Origin of the sequence: Saccharothrix longispora (assembly GCF_030852425.1) — a bacterium.
GTDB classification, from domain to species: Bacteria; Actinomycetota; Actinomycetes; order Mycobacteriales; family Pseudonocardiaceae; genus Actinosynnema; species Actinosynnema longispora.
Genome location: NZ_NSDM01000009.1, coordinates 184,342 through 205,972, shown reverse-complemented (window position 1 = coordinate 205,972; position 21,631 = coordinate 184,342). Strand labels below are relative to the sequence as shown.

Below are 21,631 nucleotides of genomic sequence, written 5' to 3'. Positions count from 1 at the left end.
TGGCGGCAATGCCCCGCCGTAACGCGCTCACCTGCCCGTTCCAGCTCCACGGACCAGGCTCTCGCACCTGACCTGCGCACAGGTCGCACCGGGAGCCGCCCGTCGGGTAATCCGACCAGGGCGGTTTCTTTTTGCCGCACCCACCACGACCGATGCGGAATGCGCGCGTATTCGCGTGCTCACGACAACACGGAGGTAACGAGCACCATGGACGGAAGAACCAGCCCGAGGCCGTCGCACCCCCGGCCCACCACCCGCGGCCCGCGCAGACCCCCGACGCGCCACGGCGGCGACCAGTGGGACGGCAGCAGGTGACCGCGCCCGGACCCCGGCCCACGTGACGTGGGCCGGGGCCGGTCGACTACTGGAAGATCACGTCGGAGCAGAAGTAGTACGACTGGTCGCTGTGGCTGGCCTGCCAGATCGCGTAGACGACGTGGCGGCCCGTGCGGCTGCCGGCGTTCACGGCCACCTGGTAGGTGCCCGCCGGCGCGTAGCGGCCGGTGGTGGCGACCAGGTCGACGTTGTTCCAGCCCAGTGCCTGCCTGGTCGGGTCGAAGCCCTGCTTGGTCACGTACACCCGCAGGTAGTCCGCGCCGTGCCGGGCCTGGTCGGTGATGGTGAGCGTGAACTGCCGCGGCTTGGTCACGGCCCTCCACTGGCCCGGGTTGTCCAGCGCCGCGTACCGCATGCCGCCGGTCCGCCCGCCGCTGCACAGCTGGCCGTTGGGGATCGCGCCCTGGTGGTTGCCGGCGACGCCCTCGCGGTACAGGCCGTTCCAGTTCCACATCGCGTTGGTGTCGGCCTGCCACGCCTGCCAGCACATCGGGTCCTGCTGGGCCATCGACGGGTTCTGGAAGTCACTGCCCCAGCGCTGCCAGCAGCCGTAGTTGCGCGACGGCGGGTCGGTGGTCGAGCCGTGCGCGTCGGCCACGCCGGTCAGCAGCCCCGCCATGAGCCCCGTGACGGCCACGAGCAACGCGAGGGACCGGGCGAACACGTTCTTTCTCGCAGGGATTGGCATGAGCGCCACTCTCTCCTCCTCGTTGAGGATGACCAACAGACTGGGAGCGCTCCCAAATCGCACTGTAACCACCTGTGCGCAATCTTGGGAAGTGTTGCCGCACAACGACTTCCATTCGACGGCGTTCGACGCCCGTGTTCGACGAAAGCCGGCAGGCCCTGCGCCGGCGCACGGTCGCGCAGCCACTCGGCCGGGTCGTCGGGGCACCGGTCGCCGGCGTCCACAGTGGAGCTCGCGTCATCGGCGGTGCAGGCGTCGGACATCACCCACAGGGTCGCGCTTTCCGCGCACTCTTGGTGATGAGCGCAGGTCAGAGGTGGTCACACCGCACCAGAATCCTTACCCGATCCGCTTACCCACCGTTGGACCTGATCACGTCGGGTACCTGACTGGCGCATGGTCACTACTCAAGGAGGTTCCCCATGCGCAACATCACTCGTCTCATCGCCGCGAGCTTCGTGTCCGCCCCGGTGCTGATCGGTGCCGCCGGTCTCGCCTCGGCGTCCGCCGAGGACGTCCACCACGAGCACGAGGTCTCGGTCGCCACATCCGAGGGCGCGGGCTCGGAGGGCGTGTACTCCGGCGTCGTGGACGGTGTGGCGTTCTTCCTGGAACACGAGTCGTGGGCGGACGACGAGGGGGCCTACTCCGAGGAGACGGGCTCGCTCGCCGGCGGCCACGGCTGGGGCGGCGACCACGGCTCGGACGGTGCCCACTACTGGAACTCGACGCACTACGCCGGCGAGGAGGGCGCCTTCAGCGAGAGCGTCGAGAGCCACGCCGGTGACAACGGCTGGGGCGAGGACGCCGAGGTCGAGGGTGACGACGTCGAGGTCGAGGCGGAAGAGGAGTAGGCGGTCGCCGGTCACGACCGCCGACCGTTTCGCGACGACGCGCTGAAGAGCACCGAGCAGTGAGGTCCGCCGCGCACCACGGATGTGCGGCGGACCGTCGCGTTTCCCACCGCGGGCCGGCGCGGCCGCCACACGCCGGTCGTGCCGGGGCTGGTCAGGCGGTCGGAGTCGAGCCGGGCCGGTCGCGTGCCGCCGGTCAGGCGGGACAGGATCTCGTGGTGGCGGCGGGCGAGGGTGGCGATCACCTCGGCGGGCGGGGTGGTGGGGTCCGACGCGTGGGCGTACCAGTTGCCCAGGACCTCCAGGGCCAGGTCGGTCAGCATCACCGCGCCGACGGCGTGCACGGGTTCGTCGCCGGCCGGCCCGGAGTGCGGGGTGGGGTTCCTCGTCGCGTGGAGGGCGTCGAGGACCGCGGACGTGCGGGTGATCCGGTCGCGCAACCGGCCGGCGAGCACCTCGGGACCGGCCGGCGCGGCGCGCCGGCCGGTGACCTCGTGGACGGCGGGCGGGTGCAGGTGCGGGAGGAGGTCGCCGAGCGCGGCGCGGGCGGCGGACGACCCGGCCCGGCCGGTCGGGTCCCGGCGGGCGGCGGCGCGGTGGCGCTCGGCGCGCTCGGCCTCGGCCACGCGCCGCCGGGCCTGCTCCAGTCGCGCGGCCGCGGACTGGTGCACGGTCCGGTACGCGCCGACGACCTGCCGGCGCAACGCCTGCACAGCCGGCGCCGCGGCCGGCTCGTGCCGCCGCACCAACCCGCAGGCCTCCAGCGCCGACCACGCCGGCGCCGACGCCACGGCGGGCGCGCCGGCGGCCACGTGCGCCATCCGCAGCGCCCGCCGCACCTCGTCGGGCAGCTCGCGGCGGGTCAACGGGCGGGCGACGGGGGTGGTGCGCACGGGCGGCCGCCACTGCTCGGTCCCGGCCGCACCCACCCGGTTCACCAGCACCCGGGCGTCCACGACCGGCGAGGACAGGCGCGTGCCCGCCGTGTACTGGTCGAGCAGCTCCACCAGCGCCCGGCGGGCCTTGCGGGCGGCCGACCGGCGGTCCACCGCGCGCACCTCGCCGCCCGCCGACGTGGCGTCGACGAAGGCGCGCGGCCCTTGCGTCGCCGAGTCCCACCGCAGGGAGCGGGCCGAGCGCGGCGGCGCCTGCTCGGCGGTGGCGTCGAACGCGTCCAGGCCCTCCAGCGCGCCGGCTCCCGGCACGACCAGCGCGGCCCGGTGCGGCGCGACGTCCGGTCGCAGGGTCCGCCACACCGACGCGGCGTCCCAGCGGTCCAGGCGCGCCAGGTCCAGCTCGACGGCCGACGGGTCGCGGGCGAGCGCGGCGAGCAGGCAGGCGACCTCGTCGGCGACGCCGTCGGCCGTGTCGTCCGGGTGCTCCCGGACCTCGGTGAACCGCCGTGCGAGCACCCCGTCCACGCCGGACACCGCGTCGCGCAGCGGTCCGAGCGGGCGCACGCCGTCCACATCGGACCTGGCCACGGCGGCGCGCGCGTCCCGCACCAGCCCGGCGTTCGGGTCGAGCACGTCCCGTCCCGGACGGCGGTGCTCGCGTCGACGCGAGCGGGGACGTTCTCGCACAACCGGTCGACCAGGTGCTTCTGCGGCTGCCCCGCCGCGTGGTGGTGCTCCAGCGCCGCGTGCAGCCCGGGCAGCTCGGCCACGAGGCCGGCCGGCGCGGAGGCGTGCCGGCTGTGGATGACGGCCGGTTCGACGCCGCGCAGCACCTGCTGCACCAGGCAGGCCCGCTCGGGGGTCAGGGCGTCCAGCAGTGCCGACAGGTGCGCGCCGAACCCCGGTACCTCACCGGGCGGACACCATCGGTCAGCCCTCGTCGCGGTCCCTCAGATATCGGGTGTGGTCGGCCTGCCGGTCGACGTCGGCGCCGTACACCCGGTCGGCGAGCCGGTGCGCCTCGGCCTCCAGCAGCTCCAACTGGGCCAGCAACTCGGCGTCCGGGCTCGTCCCGCCCGCCCGCTGCCGGACCGCGTACCACCACGGCAGGTTCAGGTAGGTCTGCACGGACAGCGGCAGGTCGGTGCGGGCCAACCGCGGCACGGCGTGCCGCAGCTCGGGGTCCGCGGTCAGGGTGGCGGGCCGGTCGAGCAGGTCGCCGAGCACGGCGGCGATCCGGCGCACCGCCTCCAGGGCGGGCGGCGGCACGCGGGAAGCCCGGGCCTCCACCCCGCGCACCAGCTCGTCCAGCCCGGACCGCAGCCGCCCGACCTCGACGACCGGGTCGACCGGCACCAGGCGCACCCCCTCCGCCGGGGCGAGCAGCGCGCCCGCCGCGTACAGGGCGGCGACGACCGCGGGCCACCACGCCCCGACGGCGCCGGTCACGTGCAGCAGCACGCCCGCCAGGCCGGCCAGGCAGCCGACGAGGTTCTTGGTGGAGCCCAGGTAGCCGATCACTGGTACCCGCGGATCTCGCGGAACACCCCGCCGAGGTCGACGGCGCGGGCGTCGAACACCTTGCCGCCGGTCAGCGCGGCCACGCGGGTCAGCTCGTCGTCGCTGCCCTCGCCGAACAGCACGGTGAACACCGGCACGCCCCGCAGCCGCGCGGGCACCGAGCCGAACGACGCCTCGAACTCCGCGAGGCCCGAGCCGTCGGTGTTCTCGCCGTCGGTCATCAGCACGATCGAGGTGAACCGGTCGGGGTCGGCGGCCACCAGCGGTCCCATCACCTCGTAGGCGCGCGACAGGCTGTCGTAGATCGCCGTGCCGCCGCCCTCCCGCAGTCCCCCGGCGTACTCGGCGATCCCGGCCAGTGCGGCCGTGGGGTCGCCCTCGGGCAGGGTGAAGGTGCGCGGTTCGCCCGGAGCGCTGCCGAACGGCAGCATCGTCACCTCCTCGCGGCTGCGGAAGCGCCGGTACCGACCGGTGAGCGAGTCGTCCGCGCCGGTCAGCCCGATCAGCGCGGAGCGCAGCGACGCGATGCGGTCGCCCGCCATCGACCCGGAGGTGTCGAGCACGTAGAGGGTGCGGGAGGGGCGCCGGATCTCGTCGAAGTACGCGGCGAGCAGCGCGTCGACGGCCGCCTGCGCCACGGGGAACGGCAGCTCGACCAGGTCGCGCCGCGTGAAGTCGTCGGACAGCGCGACGCCCGGCACGACGGGCCTGCGGTGCGTGGTCTCCATGATCCGGCGCTGCGCGTCGGGCGTGCGCAGGTGGTCGGTGAGGCGACGGTGGGCGTCGCGCGCGTCGTCGCCCGCGTCGGCGAGCAGGGTGAACGGGTAGTCGGCGGTCACCACCCCGTCGCTCGGGTACACGACGGTGAACTCCTCGGGCGATGCGCGCACGGAGTCGACCGACAGCAGCACGGACTCGTAGTTGATCAGCCCGTCGACCTTCCCGCCGGGGTCCTCGCCGGTGGCGCGGCGCTGGTAGGCCTGCCACAACCAGCCGGACGAGCCGGCGGACAGCGCCTGCGCGGAGAAGAACTCCTTGAGCTCCGGGGTGACCGCGTCGATCTGCGCGGCGTCGACCGCGGCGCCCGCCCCGGCGAGGGCGGACGCGACGCCGACCAGCGCGGAGAACCCGGAGTTCGAGGCGGACGGGTCGGTCATGCCGTAGCTGAACGCGCGCCGCCCGGCGGCCTCGGCGATCTCGCCCCAGCCGACCCGGCGGTCGGTCCAGCCCAGCTCGCGGGCCTTCGACCCGGTCAGTCCGAGGACGACCGGGGAGCTCATCACCTCGACCTGCGCGCCGAGCCGCCGGGCCGCCTCGGGGACGCCCGCCGGGTAGCGGTTGGACGAGAACCACACGGCGTCGTACCTGCCGTCGACCGCGCCCCCGGCCAGCGCCTCGGTGCCCTCCAGGGTGCCCGTGAAGGTGAACTCGACCCGGACCCCGGTGGCGGCCGCGGCCTCCTCCAGCACGTCCCCCATGTCGGTCAGCTCGCTGCCGGCGAGCACGCGCAGCACGCCGGGCCTGGGCGGCCCCGCCGGCAGGCCGGGTTCCGCCGGCCCCGGGTCGGTCGGGCCGGTGCACGCCGACACCAGCAGCAGCACGAGCACGAGCGTGAACGGCGTCCTCATCGGTCCCCCTCGACCAGCGCGGTGTCGTGCGAGCGGCGCAGGTGCGCCTCCGCGCGCCGGACCTCCCCGGACAGCGACTCGACCGTCGCCTCCATCGTGCGCACCGCGTCCGCCCGGTAGCCGTCGACCGCGTCGATCGCGGCGTAGATGCGGTCGAACGAGGAGCGCAGCGCCTCCACCGCGACCGCCGGGTCGCTGCCCGCCCGGCGGATCTCCGCGGTCTGGAGGTCGAGCAGGTCGGCGTTGGCGCGCAGCAGGCCGTCGGTGGTGGCGCGCACGGCGTCGACCTCGTCGAGCACGTCCCGCTGCTGCGCCAGGGCGCCACTGACCAGCAGGGCGACCCGCAGCGCGGCGACCGTGGTGGACACCGCCCGCTCGACGCCGCGGACGAGCTCGTCGTTGGTGCGCCGCACCAGGTCCAGCGCGAGGTAGCCCTGGGCGCTCACGGCGAGCTGGGTGAGCAGGTCCTGGTGGCGTCGGCGGATCGGGTGCAGCACGTCGGCGCGCAGCGCCCGGGCCCGCTCGGGGTCGGTCAGGTCGAGCACGTCGGCCTGCCGCGCGACGGCCCCGTCGACAGCCTCGGCGAGGGCCGCGGACTCGGCCAGCCGACCCATGACCTCCCACAGCCGCTCACGCTCGCGCTTGACCGCGGCGTTGTCGCGGCGCAACGCGTCCTGCCGGGTGCGCAGGTCCACGACGAGCTGGTCCACCGGCTCCCCCGCCGCGCGGTAGCGGTCCAGGGCGCGCTTCGCCGCGTTCGCGCCGGGCAGCAGCCGGACCAGTTTGCGCCCGGTGATCGGCAGCCTGGCCGGGTCGAGCTCGGCGACGGTGCGGCGCAGGCCCGCCAGGCTGGTGGTGATGCCGACCTGCGGCGAGCCGTCGCGCAGCGCGCGGGCGGAGCGGTCGAGCATCGCGCCCGCCACGCCGGCCGCCGCGCGCATGTCCGACTCGCCGACGGCGAGCAGCTCGTCCAGCGCGGTGGTGAACGCCGGTGAGCGCGCGTCGAGCGCCGCCAACCGCCCGGCGAACTCGTCGGCGCGTCGGCCGACGTCGGCGCGGGCGTCGTCGTCGAGGGCGATCAGGCCCGCCGCGCGTTCGACCGGGACCGGCGGCACCGGCTCGGGCGGGGTGAGCGCGAACCCGGTCACGACGGCGCGCCGACCGCGTCGAGCAGCCGTTCCAGCACCTCGAACGACGGCGGTTCGACGACGTCCACCAGGTCGACGGGCGCCTTGTCGCCGACGACGCCGGCGAAGTGCGCGGGATCGGTGGTGCGGAAGCCGAACGCGGCGGCGAGCCTGCCGAGTTCGGCGTCGGTGGACAGCACCCTGCCGACCTCGTCGCCCCGGTCGTCCAGCGGCACGAGCGTGTGCTTGGAGTACACGGTGGGCGCGAGGTAGAGCAGGCGCATGTCCGGGCGGATCGAGCCGTCGCCGCGCAGCACCCGGTCGAGGTACTGCGACTCGTAGACCAGGGCCAGCGGCGCCTTGCCCATGCCCGCGGCCAGGTAGTCCTCGAACGGCCCCTCGGTGCTGTTCTGCGTGTAGCCCTGGTCGCGGAACAGGCCGGCGACCAGCGGCAGCACCCGCGCCTCCTGCTCGGGCGCGGTGACCGCGGCGTCGCCGTTGGCCACGAACGCCGCGGCGGCCAGGTACATGGCCGCCGAGTTCGACTCGGCCGGGTTGGTCGTGGTCACCAGGATGTTCTTGCGCACCGGGTAGTCGGTGTTGCCGGGCAGCTGGTCCCAGCGGGTGCCGGCCAGCTCCAGCACCGCCGCGACGTCGAGCACGCGGTAGTCCCCGGCGCCCCGGCGCACCGCGCCCGCCGCCTCCAGGAGCCGCACGACCGGTTCGAAGGACGCCACGGCCAGGGGCGACTGGAACGGCGTGTAGCCGGCCGTCGTGCCCCTGTCGCGCTGGATCTTCTGCGCGGCGGGCGAGGACGACGGGAACGCGAACGCGTACTCGCCGAGGTCGACGGAGGTGGCGATCTGCCGCGACCCGGCGGTGTCCACCTCCACCGACAGCCCGTGCGCGGCGAACCGCTCGACGACCCTCGGGTCGCGGAAGAACGCGAGCTTCTCCGACCCGATGACACCGCGGACGGTGGTCGGGCCACCTCCTCCCCGCGCGTCGCCGGGACCGTCCCACACCACCACCGCGACGACCGCGGCCAGCAACAGCACGGCCGAGCCGATGGACAACCGGCGCTTCACCTGACCTGCTCACCCCCGTGTTCGTCGGAATCCTCTCCCCCGCCCGCCTCGTTCGACGCACGAAGCGGTGGTGGACGGGAGAACTGTGGGTGAACGATGGGTGTCGGTTCACCCGGTGAGGGGCCGACGGCGCCGTCCCGCCCGACGAGCGGCGGTCGCGGGGCGTCGAACTGCCGAGCTGGTGGGGTGCCGACCACCTTCATCAGCTACCGGCGCGACGACAGCTCCGGTCACGCCGGACGGCTGTACGACGTGCTGGCCGCGCGGTTCGGCGAGGACGCCGTGTTCCTGGACGTCGACTCGATCGGGCCGGGCGAGGACTTCGCGGTGGTCGTCGAGCGCGTGCTGGACCGGTGCGACGTGCTGCCGGCGGTCGTCGGGGCGGGCGTGGGCGTCCGAGCGCCTGCACGACCCGGCGGACTTCGTGCGGCTGGAGGTGGAGCGCGCGCCGGCCCGCGGCCTGCGCGTCGTCCCGGTGCTGGTGGGCGGTGCGGCGCTGCCCGCCGCCGGGGACCTGCCGCCCTCGCTGCGCCCGTTGCTCCGGCGCAACGCCTTCGAGCTGAGCGACCTGCGGTTCCGCCGGGACGCCGACCGGCTCGCCGAGCACCTCGTCGAGGCCGCGCCCGCGGTGGTGGCGTTCACCCTGGAGCGGCACGTGCGGGCCGCGCCCGAGGCGGTGTTCGACCTGCTCGCGGACCCGGCGCGGTCGGTCGCGGTGTTCTCGTCGGTGACGCGGGTCGAGCTCGTCACGCCCGGCCCCGGCACGCGGTACCGGCAGACGTCACGGGTGCTCGGCGCGGAGGCGGACGCCGAGGTGTCCTCCGTGGAGTTCGTCCGGCCGCACCGGCTGACGACCGTCGTGGCCGGGACCGCGAGCGGTGCCCCGAGTCGGATCGAGTACGCGTTCGCGCCCGCCACCGGCGGCACCCCGGCCACCTGCCGCTACCCGGTGGTGGGCGGGGGCCGGAAGCTGCGCGCGGCCGTGCTGGCGAGCAGGGCGTACAGCGCGCGGCGCGCCCGGCGGGAACTGGACGAGCCGGCCGCCGCGGCCGAGGCGTGAACCGCGGCGGCCGGCCCGCGCTCACCGGCGGGCGAGCACCGCCAGCGCCAGCACCAGCACGCCCATGCCGCACCACGACACGAGCGGCAGGCGCTCACCCAGCACGACCACGCCCAGCACGGCCGCCACGGCGGGTTCGGCCAGGGTCAGCGTGGTCGCCGCCGCCGCGCTCGTGTGCCGCAGGCCGAGCCCGAACAGCAGGTACGCCAGGAACGTGGTGAACACCGCGAGGTGCGCGGTCACCGCCGCGCCCTGGACGGTGCCCACCCAGCCGACGCCGAGCACCAGCAGCACGGGCAGGGTCAGCGCCGACGCGCCGCCGAACACCGCGCCCACGACCGCCCGCGACGGGTGCCCGCGCGCGATCAGGTGGGCGCAGACGGCCGAGTAGGCGGCGTACGACAGGCCCGCGACCAGCGCCAGTCCGACGCCGACCACGTCGACGTGCGCCTCGCCGCCACCGAGCACGAGCACCGCGCACCCGGCGACGGCGGTCAGCGTGGTGAACGGCCGGGCCCGCAGGCCGAGCACGATCGGCGCGGTCGCCAGCGCCACGGTCGTGGCCACCGCCACACCGGTGCGCGCCACGGCCGGGTAGAACGCGAGCGCGTAGCCGGCCGCCGTCACCGCCCCGAGCAGGAGCAGCCGCCGGTCGGCGGTGCGCAGCACGTCGCGGGAGCCACGCGCGCTGAGGAACAGCAGCAGGCCGCCGAGCACCAGCCCGGCCGCGCCGACCGCCGAGGGCGGCGCGGAACCGGGGGCGAACGAGCTGACGGTGCCGGTGGTGCCCCACAGGGCGCACGCGGCGAGGATGGGCAGCGGCCCCTGGATCAGACCAGGGCGTGCCGGTGCATCGAGAGTGGACACCAGGTCTCCGTTCGCGGAGGAGGAGAAGGGGACGCGAACGGGCGCGCTGCGCGAGCAGGCGTGGGGTGTGCTTCCGCGAGTGCGCCCGTCAGGCGCCCGGAGGCGGGAGGACCACGTGCCAGTGGGTGTTCACGCCCGGCATCGTAGCCGACAGGGGCGGCGGTACCCTGGGGATCATGGACCTGGACGTCGCGGACGACCTGCTGCGGCGGTCCCTCGTGGTCTACAAGTTCGCCGTGGACGAGCTGATGACGAAGCTCCGCATCCTCAGCGAGGAGTTCGACCTCGTCCACCGCCACGACCCGATCGAGCACGTGACCCAGCGCGTGAAGCGGCCGGACGCGATCCTCGACAAGCTCGCGCGCAAGGGGCTGCCGCCCGACCTGTCGCTGGCGGCCGAGCACCTGGACGACGTGGCGGGCGTGCGGGTGGTGTGCCCGTTCGTGTCCGACGTGTACCGCGTGCGGGACATGCTGGCGCGGCAGAGCGACGTGGAGATCCTCAAGACCAAGGACTACATCGCCGCGCCCAAGCCCAACGGGTACCGCAGCCTGCACCTCATCGTGCGCATCCCGGTGTTCCTGTCCGACCGGGTGGAGCACGTCAAGGTCGAGGTGCAGCTGCGGACCATCGCCATGGACTTCTGGGCCACCCTGGAGCACAAGCTGTTCTACAAGTACGACGACCAGGTGCCCGCGGGGTTCGTCGACGAGCTGACGAACACCGCCGCCATCGCCGCCGAGCTGGACGCGCGGATGGAGGCGCTGCACCTGGAGGTGCAGCGCGACTGAGCCGGTCAGCCGGGGAGCGCGTACGGCGCGCCGGTGATCCAGCCGCCGACGTGGTCCGGCAGCTCGTCGGTGGGCACCAGCTCCGCGGTGTCGCCCTCGCGGACCCGGCCCGGTCGGATCACCCAGCAGTTCAGGGCCAGCCGGCCACCGAAGTCGGTGCGGATGCGGCGGAAGACGTCGGGGTGCCGCTCACCGCTGTCGGGGTCGATCGAGGTGACGACGCACCTCGCGCGCAGCGAGAACACGCCGACGACGGCGTCGCCGACGAGCAGGGCGTGCCCCGGCCAGTCGCGTTCCGCGTCCGGGTCCACGCCGCCGATCAGCAGGTTGGGGCGCAGTCGCCGGACGTCCGAGCCCCACGCCCGGACCGCGCCGTCGGTGGCGACGAGGAGGTTGAGCACGTCGAACCGCTCGGGTCCCGGGTAGCGGGCGAGCCTCCCGCCGAAGGGCTCGACCAGCGCGCCGGCCTCCGGGCCGTCCCAGCGGTGGCCGGCGACGAGCGGCGTGCCGTCGGGGCCGGTGGAGGCCGGGATGGTGAGCAGGCCGTGCCGGGTGCGGCCGGTGAGCGGCGTGTGGCCGCCGCTGACGTGCACGAGCCGGTCGCCCGCCACGCCGTCGTCGGTGAGCTCGGCGGCGGTGATCCGCTCGCCGCCCAGGGACTTCACGGGGTAGCGCCACAGCGCCTCCACGTGCACGGCTACCCCGCCCGACGTTCGGTGTCGTCCTGTGGCATGACGATCCCTTCTAACGTTTGCAGTGGCCTCCGAACGTTAGAACGAGACCCTCACGGATGCAAGCCCCTGTTACCGTGAGGCACGTGCCGTCCACCGAGCCGCGCCCGATCCGCCTGGCCAACACCGTCCGTCGCGACCGCTCGACCGTGCGCGACCACCTGACGACCGCGGCCGACCTCGCGGCGTGGCTGAGCGGGAACGACGTCGGGGCGGACGCGGGCACGCGGGTCGCCGCCGGGGACATCACCGCCGAAGACCTCGCCGCGTTCCGCGAGCTGCGCACCGCCGTGCGCGACCTCGCCGCCGCGCTGACCGACGACCCACGGCCGATCGCCCGGGACGCGGACGTCGAGCGCGCCGTGGGCGCGGTGAACCGGGCGGCGATCCGGGCGGACACCCGACCGCAGCTCGAAGTCGTGAGTGGACGGTTGCGCCGGACCACCGCGACGACCGCCGGACCGGTGGCCGCCGCACTGGCCGCCACCGCGGCCGAGGCCGTCGACCTGTTCACCGGCGACGAGCGCGAACTGCTGCGCGCCTGCCACGCGCCCGGCTGCGTCCTGTACTTCGTGAAGGACCACCCGAGGCGTGAGTGGTGCTCCACGGGGTGCGGGAACCGGGCGCGTGCCGCCCGTCACTACCGGCGCACCTCGGGGGCTACGGCCGGGTAGCGTCAAACGACGTCCGCAGGTATCGGTTACGGGTGTCCGTAAAATTGTTTCGGAAGTCCATCGAATGGCTCACCATGAACATTCGACAGCCTCCGATGACCGAGCGTACGCCTTAGCGCAACCGTTGCCAGGCGACTGCGAATAACCCTCGCGTACTGGGCTTGTTTACGAGACACGACGGTCCAAACCTGCCGATCGAGTGAACCGTGCCACGTCTCCCTACAACGACGGGTTAAGTTTGGACAAAATAGGGAATCAACATTCTGTAAATGCTCCGTTCGGCGGTCGCGACGATCCGGTCGCAACAGTCAACGTAGGTCCGCAGCCACTTCGGCTCATTTCTCAGAGGACCAGGATGGACACGCACAGGATCGCGACTCGATTAGCCGACCTCGTCCGCGCGCACCGCGTGCCGGGCGTCCAGCTGGCCGTCCACCAGGACGGCCGGACCTGGACGCACGAGATCGGCCTCCCCGCCGACGCCGCCGTACCCATCGGCTCCATCACGAAGACGTTCACCGCCACCGTCGCCATGGCGCTGGTCTCCGACGGTGACCTCGAACTCGACGCGCCGCTCTCCGACCACCTCCCGGTGGTCTCGGGCGAGCTGACGCTGCGGCACCTGCTCAGCCACACGGGCGGGCTGCCCTCGGACCCGGAGGACGTCCGCTCCACCTCGCTGCGCCGCCACGTCGAGCAGGCGCTGCGCGACCTCGACCCGCTGCACCGGCCGGGCGAGGGCTTCTCCTACTCCAACATCGGCTACTCGCTGATCGGCCACCTGATCGAGGTCGCCACCGGGATGACCTGGTGGGAGGCCATAGACGCGGTGCTGCTGCGCCCCCTGGGCGTGCGGCCGCGGTTCACCACCGGCCCCGGCGCGGGCGTCGGCGTGGTCCCCGGGCACGCGGTCAACGCGGACACCGGGCGGGCCGTGCCGGTCGAGCAGTCGCTGAGCCTGGTCGACGCCCCCGCGGGCGCGCTGGCCGCCGGCGCGACCGACCTGGTGGCCCTGGGCCGCATGCTCGGCGGGTCGGCGCCGCACCTGATCGACCCCCACGACCTCGACCTCATGCGCACCCCCGCGCGGCACGCCGAACCCTTCGGCATGGCGGACGGCTGGGGCCTCGGCCTCGCCCTGTTCCAGCGCGACGGGGTCCGCTGGGTCGGCCACGACGGCACGGCCGACGGCACCTCGTGCCACCTCCGGATCAACCCCGCCGACGGCACCACGGTCGCCCTGACCTCGAACGCGGGGCCCGGGTTCGCGTTGTGGCGCGACCTGGTTCCGGAACTGGCCGACGCCGGGCTGCCGGTGGGCGATTACGACGGAATGCGCGGCCTCGACCACCGCATCGCACCACCTCCGGACTGCACGGGGAGGTTCCGTAACGGCGATGTCGAATACGCCGTGCGCCCCCTCGACCGGGAGCGGCTGGCGCTCACCGTGGACGGCGAGCCGTTCGCGGACCTCTCCTTGTTCGACGGACTGGTGTTCGCCATGCGCGATTCGGACACGGGCGACACCAACCAGACCGGCCGTTTCCTCCGGGACCCCGGCGACGGCGACATCCGATGGATCCAGATCGGTGGGCGCCTCGCCCGCCGACAGGTCTCGGAAATGGTCTGACGAATCACGTTTGAACTTTCCGGAACCGGGTAAAGCGCGTCCCGGTCGTCCCTACCGAGCCAGAGAGGCACCTTTCGCGATGACGCACGCCCACACCCTGCCGGCGCTGGTGGCCGCGCAGGCACGACGCACCCCCGACGCGGCCGCGGTCGTGTCGGCCGAGGGCGAGGTGAGCTACCGGGAGCTCGACGAGCGGGCCAACCGGCTCGCGCACCTGCTGATCGCGAAGGGCGCCCGCCGAGAACGCGTGGTGGCGATCCAGCTGCCGCGCTCGGTGGACAACGTCGTGGCCCGCCTGGCGGTGCTCAAGGCCGGCGCCGCCTACCTGCCCGTGGACCCGGCGTACCCGGCGGACCGGATCGCGTTCATGGTGGACGACGCGGGCCCGCTGCTCGTGCTGGACGGGCCGGTGGACGTGGCGGACCAGCCCGCCACCGACCCGGGCGCGGACATCCGGCCGGACGACCCCGCCTACGTCATCTACACGTCCGGCTCCACCGGGCGGCCCAAGGGCGTCGTGGTCACCCACCGCGGCCTGCCCGCGTTCGCCGCGGCCGAGATCGAGCACTTCGACGTGCGGCCTGGCGACCGGGTGCTCCAGTTCTCCTCCCCCAGCTTCGACGCCTCGGTGCTGGAGCTGTGCATGGCCCTGCCGGCGGGCGCGGCGCTCGTCGTACCGCCGCCGGGACCGCTGCTGGGCGAGCAGCTCGCGGACGTGGTCGAGCAGTTCGGCGTCACGCACGCGCTGATCCCGCCGGTCGCCCTGGCCACGGTGCCGGTTCGCGCGCTGCCGACGTTCCGCACCGTGATCGTGGGCGGCGACGCCAGCTCGGCCGAACTGGTGGCCGCGTGGGCGCCGGGCCGCCGCATGATCAACGCCTACGGCCCGACCGAGTCCACGGTGGTCACCTCGTGGAGCGGGCCGCTCGAACCCGGTGGCACGCCGCCGATCGGCCGCCCGATCCCGGGGACCGAGGTGCGGGTGCTGGACGACCAGCTGCGGCCCGTCGCGCAGGGGGAGCTGTACGTGACGGGCGTCGGCCTGGCCCGCGGCTACCTCGGCCGGCCCGGCCTGACCGCGCAGCGGTTCGTCGCCGACCCGTTCGGCGAGCCCGGTGCGCGCATGTACCGCACCGGCGACGTGGTCCGCACCCGCGACGACGGCCAGCTGGAGTTCGTCGGCCGCGCCGACCACCAGGTGAAGATCCGCGGCTTCCGGGTCGAGCCCGGCGAGGTCGAGGCCCTGCTGCGCGCGCACCCCGCCGTCGACCAGGCGCTGGTCGTGGCGCGGGACGAGCCCAAGCGGCTGGTGGCGTACGTGGTGGGCCGCGGCACGGACGGGCTGCGCGAACACCTGGCCGCCACGCTGCCCGACTACATGGTGCCGTCGGCGTTCGTCGCGCTCGACGCGTTCCCGTTGAACCCCAACGGGAAGCTGGACCGCGCCGCCCTGCCGGTCCCGGTCGTCGGCGAGGTGCCCGAGGGGTTCGTGGAGCCCCGCACGCCCGCCGAGCACCGGGTGGCCGGCGTGTGGTCGGACGTGCTGGGCACGCCGCTGGTCGGTGCGCTCGACGACTTCTTCGCCCTGGGCGGCGACTCGATCCTCGCCGTGCGGGCGCTGGCCCGGCTGGGCGGTCTGCCGGTGCGGACGATGTTCGAGCACCGCACGGTCGCCGCGCTCGCCGAGGTGCTCCCCGAGCACGAGGGCGCGCCGATCCCCCGAGTGCCGCGCGACCGGCCGCTGCCGCTGTCGCCCGCGCAGCGCCGGCTGTTCTCCCTCGACGGCACGGCCGAGCAGAACACCGCGGTCGGCCTGCGGCTGACCGGGCCGCTGGACGTGCCGCGCCTGGCCGCCGCCCTGGACGCGCTGGCCGCCCGCCACGACGCCCTGCGCACCACGTTCGACGTGGCGGGCGACGAGCCGGTGCAGGTCGTCGCCGACCACGGCACGATCCCGCTGCGCGTGCTGCCCGGCCCGGCCGACGGGGCCGACGACCTGGGCCTGGCCGAACCGTTCGACCTGCGCCGCGGCCCGCTGACCCGCGCGGTGCTCGCGCCGGTCGGCCCGGACGAGCACCTGCTGGTCCTCGTGCAGCACCACATCGTCACCGACGGCTGGTCGGTGCAGGTGCTGGTGGAGGAGCTGGCCGAGCTGTACGCGGGCCGCTCCCCCGCCGACCCGGCCGTGCAGTACCCCGACTTCGCGGTGTGGGACCGCACCAACCCCGAGGGCGACCTCGCCCACTGGCGGGAACGGCTGGCCGGCCTGGAGTCGCTGGACCTGCCCACCGACCGGCCCCGCCCGGCCCTGCGCACGACGGCGGGCGCGGTGCTGCGCCGACCGCTGCCCGCCGACCTGGTCGAGCGGCTCACGGGGGTGGGTCGCGCCCACGAGGCGACCCTGTTCATGACGCTCACCGCCGCGGTGCAGCTGCTGCTGGCGGCGCGCACCGGCCAGCGGGACGTCGCCGTCGGCACGGTCAGCTCCGGCCGCGACCGCGCCGACCTGGAGCGCGCCGTCGGCTTCTTCGTCCGCACCCTCGTGCTGCGCTCGTGGATCGAGCCCGACCTGCCGTTCACCGCGTTCCTGGACCAGGTGCGCGACACCGCGCTGGCCGCGTTCGCGCACGACGACGTGCCGTTCGACCGGATCGTCGAGGAGCTGCGCCCCGACCCCGACCCCGGCCGCACTCCCCTCGTGCAGGCCGTGGTGGCGCTGCACCAGCCGCTGGTGCGCGACGCGGCGTTCGGCGACCTGACCGTCGCCGAGCACGACCTGCCGCGCCCGGTGGCCCGGTTCGACCTGGTGGTCGAGTTCTGGCCGCGCGGCGACGACCTGGCGCTGACCGTCGAGTACAACACCGACCTGTTCGACGCCGCCACGGTGGAGGCGCTCGCCGACGACCTGGACGCCCTGCTGCGCCTGGTGGTCGAGGACCCGGACCGACCGCTGCGCGGCCTGGTCGACCTGACGGCGACGGCGGACGACGCCGTGCGGATCAGGGGCGTGCGGGTGGACCTCGCCGAGGTGGAGCGGGCGCTGCTGCGGCACGACGAGGTGACCGACGCGGCCGTGGTCGTCGTCGACCGCAGGCTGATCGCCTACACCTCGCCCGTCGCGCCCGCCTCGCTGCGCGGCCTGCTGGAGCAGGTGCTGCCCCCGCACGCGGTGCCCGAGGTGTTCGTCGGCCTGGACCGCCTCGACCGCGACGACCTGCCCGCACCGCCCACCGAGCGCGCGGGGTCCCGGTACGTGGCGCCGCGCACGCCGGTGGAGGCCGTGCTGGCCGGGATCTTCGCCGAGGTGCTGGGCGCCGCCCGGGTCGGCGTGCGGGACAACTTCTTCGCGCTGGGCGGCGACTCGATCCTGGGCATCCAGGTGGTGACCAGGGCCCGCCGCGCCGGGCTCGTGCTGACCTCGCGGGACATCTTCGCGCACCAGACCGTCGCGGCCATCGCGCCGCACGTCCGCCGCGACCTGCCGCCCGTGGCCGACCAGGGCGTGGTCACCGGCGACGCGCCGCTCACACCGATCCAGCGGTGGTTCCTGGAGCACCACACCACCCGGCCCGAGCACTTCGACCAGTCCGTGGTGGTCGACCTGGACGACCTCGACGTGACCGCGCTGCGCACCGCGCTGAAGGCGCTGGTCGAGCACCACGACGCGCTGCGCACCCGGTTCGAGGGCGACCGCCAGGTCGTCGGCCCGGTCGGGGACGCCGACCCGCTCGCGCTCGACGGCTTCGACCTCTCCCGCGGCCCGCTGCTGCGCGCCGAGGTGCTGGACGGGCGGTCGGTCCGGCTGACCGCGCACCACCTCGTGGTGGACGGCGTGTCCTGGCGGGTGCTGGTGGAGGACCTGACCACCGCGCACCGGCAGGCGCGGGCCGGGCAGCCCGTCCGCATCGGGCGCAAGACGACGTCGTTCCGGGACTGGGCGACGAGGCTGGGCGAGCACGCGACCCACGGGTTCGCGGACGAGCTGGCGCACTGGACCTCGGTCGCCGCCACGCCGGGCGACGTCCCGCTGGACCGGCGCGGCGCGAACACCACCGCCTCGCAGCGCGAGGCCACCGTGCGCCTCACCGCCGAGGAGACCGCCGCGCTCCTGCGGGACGTGCCCGGCGCGTACCGCACCCAGGTCAACGACGTGCTGCTGACCGCGCTCGGCCGGGCGCTGGCCGACTGGACGGGTCGCCCCCGGGTGCTGGTCGACCTGGAGGGCCACGGCCGCGAGGAGCTGTTCGACGACGTCGACCTCTCCCGCACGGTCGGTTGGTTCACCACCGTGTTCCCGGTGGCGCTCGACGTCGAGCACGAGGACTGGGGCGAGGCGCTCAAGTCGGTGAAGGAGCAGCTGCGGGCGGTGCCCCGGCGCGGCATCGGCTACGGCGCCCTGCGGCACCTGGCCCGCACCGCGCCCGCGTGCGCCCCGGCGGTCAGCTTCAACTACCTGGGCCGCTTCGACGCCGACCAGCGCGACCTCGACCTGTCCGCCGACCCGGCCGCGCCCCGGCCGCACCCGCTGGACGTGGTCGGCCAGGTGCGCGACGACCGGCTGGAGTTCACCGTCTACTACAGCGACCAGCTGCACGACGACGCGACCGCCACCGCGCTCGCCGAGGCGTTCGCGGCGAACCTGCGCGCGATCGTCGCGCACTGCACCCGCCCCGGCGCGGGCGGGCGCACGCCGTCGGACTTCCCGCTGGTGCGGCTCACCCAGGAGCAGGTGGACCGGCTGCCCGGCGAGGACGCCTACCCGCTCACCCCGATGCAGGCGGGCATGGTGTTCCACGGCCTGGGCGAGAAGGGCGTCTACTTCCAGCAGACCACGTTCGTCGTGGACGGGGTCGCCGACCCGCACGGGTTCGCCCGTGCCTGGCAGCGGGTGGTGGACCGGACCCCGGTGCTGCGCAGCTCCGTGCTGTGGGAGGACGTGCCCGAACCGCTCCAGGTCGTGCACGCCGACGCGCGCGTGCCGTTCACGTTCCTCGACTGGCGGGGGCTCGCCGACGACGCCCGCGCGGACCGGCTGCGCGAGCTGCTGGCCGCGGACCGCGAGGAGGGCATCGACCTGGCGGTGGCGCCGCTGATGCGTCTGACCGTCGCCCGGATCTCGGACACCGCCGTGCAGGTGCTGTGGACGTTCCACCACGTGCTGCTGGACGGCTGGAGCGTCTTCCACGTGCTGTCCGACGTGCTGGCGCGCGGCGAGCTGCCCGAGCGGCGTCCGTTCCGCGACTACGCGGCCTGGCTGGCCGAGCAGGACGGCGCGGCGGCCGAGGCGCACTGGCGGCGGGTGCTCGGCACGTTCGACTCGCCCACCCCGCTGCCCGCCGACCGGCCCGCCGCGCACGGCACGTCGTCGGAGCGCCTGTCCGTGGAGCTGGACGAGGACGAGTCCGCGCGGCTCTACGAGTTCGCCCGGCGGCACCGGCTCACGCCGAGCGCGATCGTGCAGGGCGCGTGGGCACTGCTGCTGGGCCGTTCCAGCGGTCGGCGGGACGTGTGCTTCGGCGCGACCGTGTCCGGCCGCCCGGCGGACCTGCCCGACGTCGACTCGATCACCGGCATCTTCATCAACACCCTGCCGGTGCGGGTCGAGGTGGACGGGACCGCGCCGGTGGCCGACTGGCTGCGCGCGCTCCAGGACGCCCAGGCCGAGTCGCGGCGGTTCGAGCACGTGCCGCTGACCAGCCTCCAGGGCTGGAGCGGCGTCGAGCGCGGCGTGAACCTGTTCGACAGCGTCGTGGTGTTCGAGAACTACCCGGTCGAGCTGGCCGAGGGCATGGGTCTGCGCGAGCTGTCGGCCGTGGAGACCACGAGCTTCCCGCTCAGCGCCACCGTCTACCCGAGGGAGCGCCTGGGCCTGCTGCTGGGCTACGAGCCGGCGATGTTCGACGAGGCCACCGTCGAGCGGCTGGGCGAGCGGCTGCGCCGGCTGCTGGTCGAGCTGGTCGCGGACCCCGACCGCCCGCTGGGCCGGGTGCCGTGGCTGTCGCAGGCCGAGGTCGAGCAGGTGTTGGTCGACTGGAACGGCACCATGGTCAGCGAGCCGGGCACGACGATCCCCGGGCTGTTCGCCGCGCAGGCCGCCCGCACACCCGACGCCGTCGCGGTGAGCTGCGAAGGCTCCTCGCTGACCTACCGCGAACTGGACGAGCGCTCCAACCGGCTCGCACACCACCTCGTCTCCCTGGGCGCGGGGCCCGAGGAGATGGTCGCGCTGCTGTTCCCCCGCTCCCTCGACCTCGTGGTCGCGGTGCTGGGCGTGCTCAAGTCCGGTGCGGCGTACCTGCCGCTGGACCCGGTCTACCCGCCCGAGCGGATCACCGCCACGATCGCCGACGCGGGGCCGGTGGCCACCCTGTCGGAGCTTCCCGACCTCGGCGCGTACCCGGCCACCGCCCCCGCGGTGCCGCTGCGCCCCGACAACGCGGCGTACGTCATCTACACCTCGGGTTCGACCGGTCGGCCCAAGGGCGTGGTGATCCCCCACGGCAACGTCGTGCGCCTGTTCACCGCCACCGACCACTGGTTCAACCTCGGACCCGACGACGTGGTGTCGCTGTTCCACAGCTACGCCTTCGACGTGTCGGTGTTCGAACTGTGGGCCGCGCTGCTGCACGGCGGCCGACTCGTCGTCGTCCCCCACGCCGTGACCCGCTCACCACGCGACTTCGCCAAGCTGCTCGCCGACGAAGGCGTCACCATCCTCAGCCAGACCCCGTCGGCCTTCTACCAGCTCATCCCCGAGAAGCCGACCGGGCTCGACCTGCGGTGCGTCATCTTCGCCGGCGAAGCGCTCGACATGCACAAGCTCGAAGGCTGGGACGGCCCCGGTGCGTTGATCAACATGTACGGCATCACCGAGACCACCGTCCACGTCACCTACACCCAAGCCGACGGCAGCATCGGCGTCGCCATGCCCGACCTGCGCATCTACGTCCTCGACGAAGACCTCAACCCCGTCCCGCCAGGCGTGCCCGGCGAGATGTACGTCGCCGGCCCCGGCCTGGCCAGGGGCTACTTCCGGCGGCCGGGGCTGACCGCGTCGCGGTTCGTCGCGGACCCGTTCGGCGCACCCGGTTCCCGCATGTACCGCAGCGGCGACCTCGCCCGCTGGGGCGACGGCGTCCTGCACTACCTCGGCCGAGCCGACCAACAGGTCAAGATCCGCGGGTTCCGCATCGAACTCGGCGAGGTCGAATCCGTCCTGGGGGCGCACCCTGCCGTCCGCCAGGTCGTTGTAGTGGCGAACGAGCACCGCTTGGTGGCGTACTACGTGCCGGACAAGCCGACTACGGCATCGGAACTGCGCGACCACACGGCCAGTGTCCTGCCCGACTACATGGTCCCGGCGGCGTTCGTCGCACTGGAAAGCCTGCCGCTGAACGCCAACGGCAAGCTCGACCGCGTCGCGCTCCCCGCGCCCGAGCGCGACGCGGTCACCTCCGGGGCCTACGTCGCCCCGCGCACCGGGACGGAAGAGGCGATCGCGGCCATCTGGGCCGACGTCCTCGGTGTCGAACGGGTCGGCGTGGAGGACGGGTTCTTCGCCCTCGGCGGCGATTCCATCCGAAGCCTGCACATCACGTCCCGGACCAAGGCGGCGTTCGGCGTCGACCTCTCCCCGCGCGACGTCCTCACCGCCCGCACCGTGGCCTCCCTCGCCGACCTGGTCGAGGAACTGGTGCTGGCCGACCTCGAAGCCCTCGCAGAGACGGAAGCGTGACCGCC

At 74.3% G+C, this 21,631-nt stretch carries 14 protein-coding genes; 6 read left to right on the top strand and 8 right to left on the bottom strand.

The features are described from left to right. Positions 1 to 361: 361 nt before the first annotated feature. Positions 362 to 1,024 (bottom strand): lytic polysaccharide monooxygenase auxiliary activity family 9 protein, encoded by a 663-nt coding sequence (locus tag CKY47_RS21660; protein ID WP_371320717.1) that lies wholly within the window; start codon positions 1,022 to 1,024, stop codon positions 362 to 364. A gap of 422 nt (positions 1,025 to 1,446) precedes the next feature. Between CKY47_RS21660 and CKY47_RS21655 the strand changes: the two genes are divergently transcribed. After that, positions 1,447 to 1,878, top strand: coding sequence for a hypothetical protein (locus tag CKY47_RS21655; protein ID WP_306747753.1), 432 nt, complete (start codon positions 1,447 to 1,449; stop codon positions 1,876 to 1,878). A gap of 11 nt (positions 1,879 to 1,889) precedes the next feature. Here the strand turns inward: CKY47_RS21655 and CKY47_RS21650 are convergent, their stop codons facing one another. The 5 genes from CKY47_RS21650 to CKY47_RS21630 all read right to left on the bottom strand — a co-directional run bounded on the left by CKY47_RS21650 (position 1,890) and on the right by CKY47_RS21630 (position 8,138). Further along, a complete protein-coding gene (locus tag CKY47_RS21650; RefSeq protein ID WP_306747752.1) occupies positions 1,890 to 3,407 on the bottom strand; it encodes a hypothetical protein in 1,518 nt (505 codons plus the stop codon). A 297-nt stretch (positions 3,408 to 3,704) separates the two neighbouring features. Then, positions 3,705 to 4,295, bottom strand: coding sequence for a hypothetical protein (locus tag CKY47_RS21645; RefSeq protein WP_306747750.1), 591 nt, complete (start codon positions 4,293 to 4,295; stop codon positions 3,705 to 3,707). After that, complete coding sequence (locus CKY47_RS21640; protein ID WP_306747749.1) at positions 4,292 to 5,923, bottom strand: vWA domain-containing protein; 1,632 nt, start codon at positions 5,921 to 5,923, stop codon at positions 4,292 to 4,294. The genes CKY47_RS21645 and CKY47_RS21640 overlap by 4 nt, the downstream gene beginning before the upstream one ends. Next, on the bottom strand, positions 5,920 to 7,071 hold the full coding sequence (locus tag CKY47_RS21635) for a toxic anion resistance protein (RefSeq protein WP_306747748.1): 1,152 nt from the start codon (positions 7,069 to 7,071) through the stop codon (positions 5,920 to 5,922). The genes CKY47_RS21640 and CKY47_RS21635 overlap by 4 nt, the downstream gene beginning before the upstream one ends. Continuing rightward, positions 7,068 to 8,138: a hypothetical protein gene (locus tag CKY47_RS21630; protein WP_306747747.1), complete on the bottom strand. Its 1,071-nt coding sequence runs from the start codon at positions 8,136 to 8,138 to the stop codon at positions 7,068 to 7,070. The genes CKY47_RS21635 and CKY47_RS21630 overlap by 4 nt, the downstream gene beginning before the upstream one ends. Positions 8,139 to 8,562: 424 nt before the next feature. Here CKY47_RS21630 and CKY47_RS21625 point away from each other — a divergent pair, with 424 nt between their 5' ends. Then, positions 8,563 to 9,198, top strand: a complete 636-nt coding sequence (locus CKY47_RS21625; protein ID WP_306747746.1) for an SRPBCC family protein — start codon at positions 8,563 to 8,565, stop codon at positions 9,196 to 9,198. A 21-nt stretch (positions 9,199 to 9,219) separates the two neighbouring features. Here CKY47_RS21625 and CKY47_RS21620 read toward each other — a convergent pair whose 3' ends face one another. Next, positions 9,220 to 10,065: an EamA family transporter gene (locus tag CKY47_RS21620; RefSeq protein ID WP_306747745.1), complete on the bottom strand. Its 846-nt coding sequence runs from the start codon at positions 10,063 to 10,065 to the stop codon at positions 9,220 to 9,222. Positions 10,066 to 10,241: 176 nt separating this feature from the next. Here CKY47_RS21620 and CKY47_RS21615 point away from each other — a divergent pair, with 176 nt between their 5' ends. Next, positions 10,242 to 10,856: a GTP pyrophosphokinase gene (locus tag CKY47_RS21615; RefSeq protein ID WP_306747744.1), complete on the top strand. Its 615-nt coding sequence runs from the start codon at positions 10,242 to 10,244 to the stop codon at positions 10,854 to 10,856. Positions 10,857 to 10,861: 5 nt separating this feature from the next. On the opposite strand, the gene CKY47_RS21610 is transcribed toward CKY47_RS21615, so the two are convergent. Continuing rightward, on the bottom strand, positions 10,862 to 11,551 hold the full coding sequence (locus CKY47_RS21610) for an MOSC domain-containing protein (protein ID WP_306747743.1): 690 nt from the start codon (positions 11,549 to 11,551) through the stop codon (positions 10,862 to 10,864). A gap of 122 nt (positions 11,552 to 11,673) precedes the next feature. Here CKY47_RS21610 and CKY47_RS21605 point away from each other — a divergent pair, with 122 nt between their 5' ends. The 3 genes from CKY47_RS21605 (at position 11,674) to CKY47_RS21595 (ending at position 21,626) form a co-directional block, all read left to right on the top strand. Beyond that, positions 11,674 to 12,261 (top strand): CGNR zinc finger domain-containing protein, encoded by a 588-nt coding sequence (locus CKY47_RS21605; protein ID WP_306747742.1) that lies wholly within the window; start codon positions 11,674 to 11,676, stop codon positions 12,259 to 12,261. A 355-nt stretch (positions 12,262 to 12,616) separates the two neighbouring features. Further along, positions 12,617 to 13,891, top strand: a complete 1,275-nt coding sequence (locus CKY47_RS21600) for a serine hydrolase domain-containing protein (RefSeq protein WP_306747741.1) — start codon at positions 12,617 to 12,619, stop codon at positions 13,889 to 13,891. 79 nt (positions 13,892 to 13,970) lie between these two features. Beyond that, positions 13,971 to 21,626 carry a non-ribosomal peptide synthetase gene (locus CKY47_RS21595; RefSeq protein ID WP_306747740.1) on the top strand — a complete coding sequence of 2,552 codons (7,656 nt, stop codon included), beginning with the start codon at positions 13,971 to 13,973 and terminating at the stop codon, positions 21,624 to 21,626. Positions 21,627 to 21,631 lie beyond the last annotated feature (5 nt).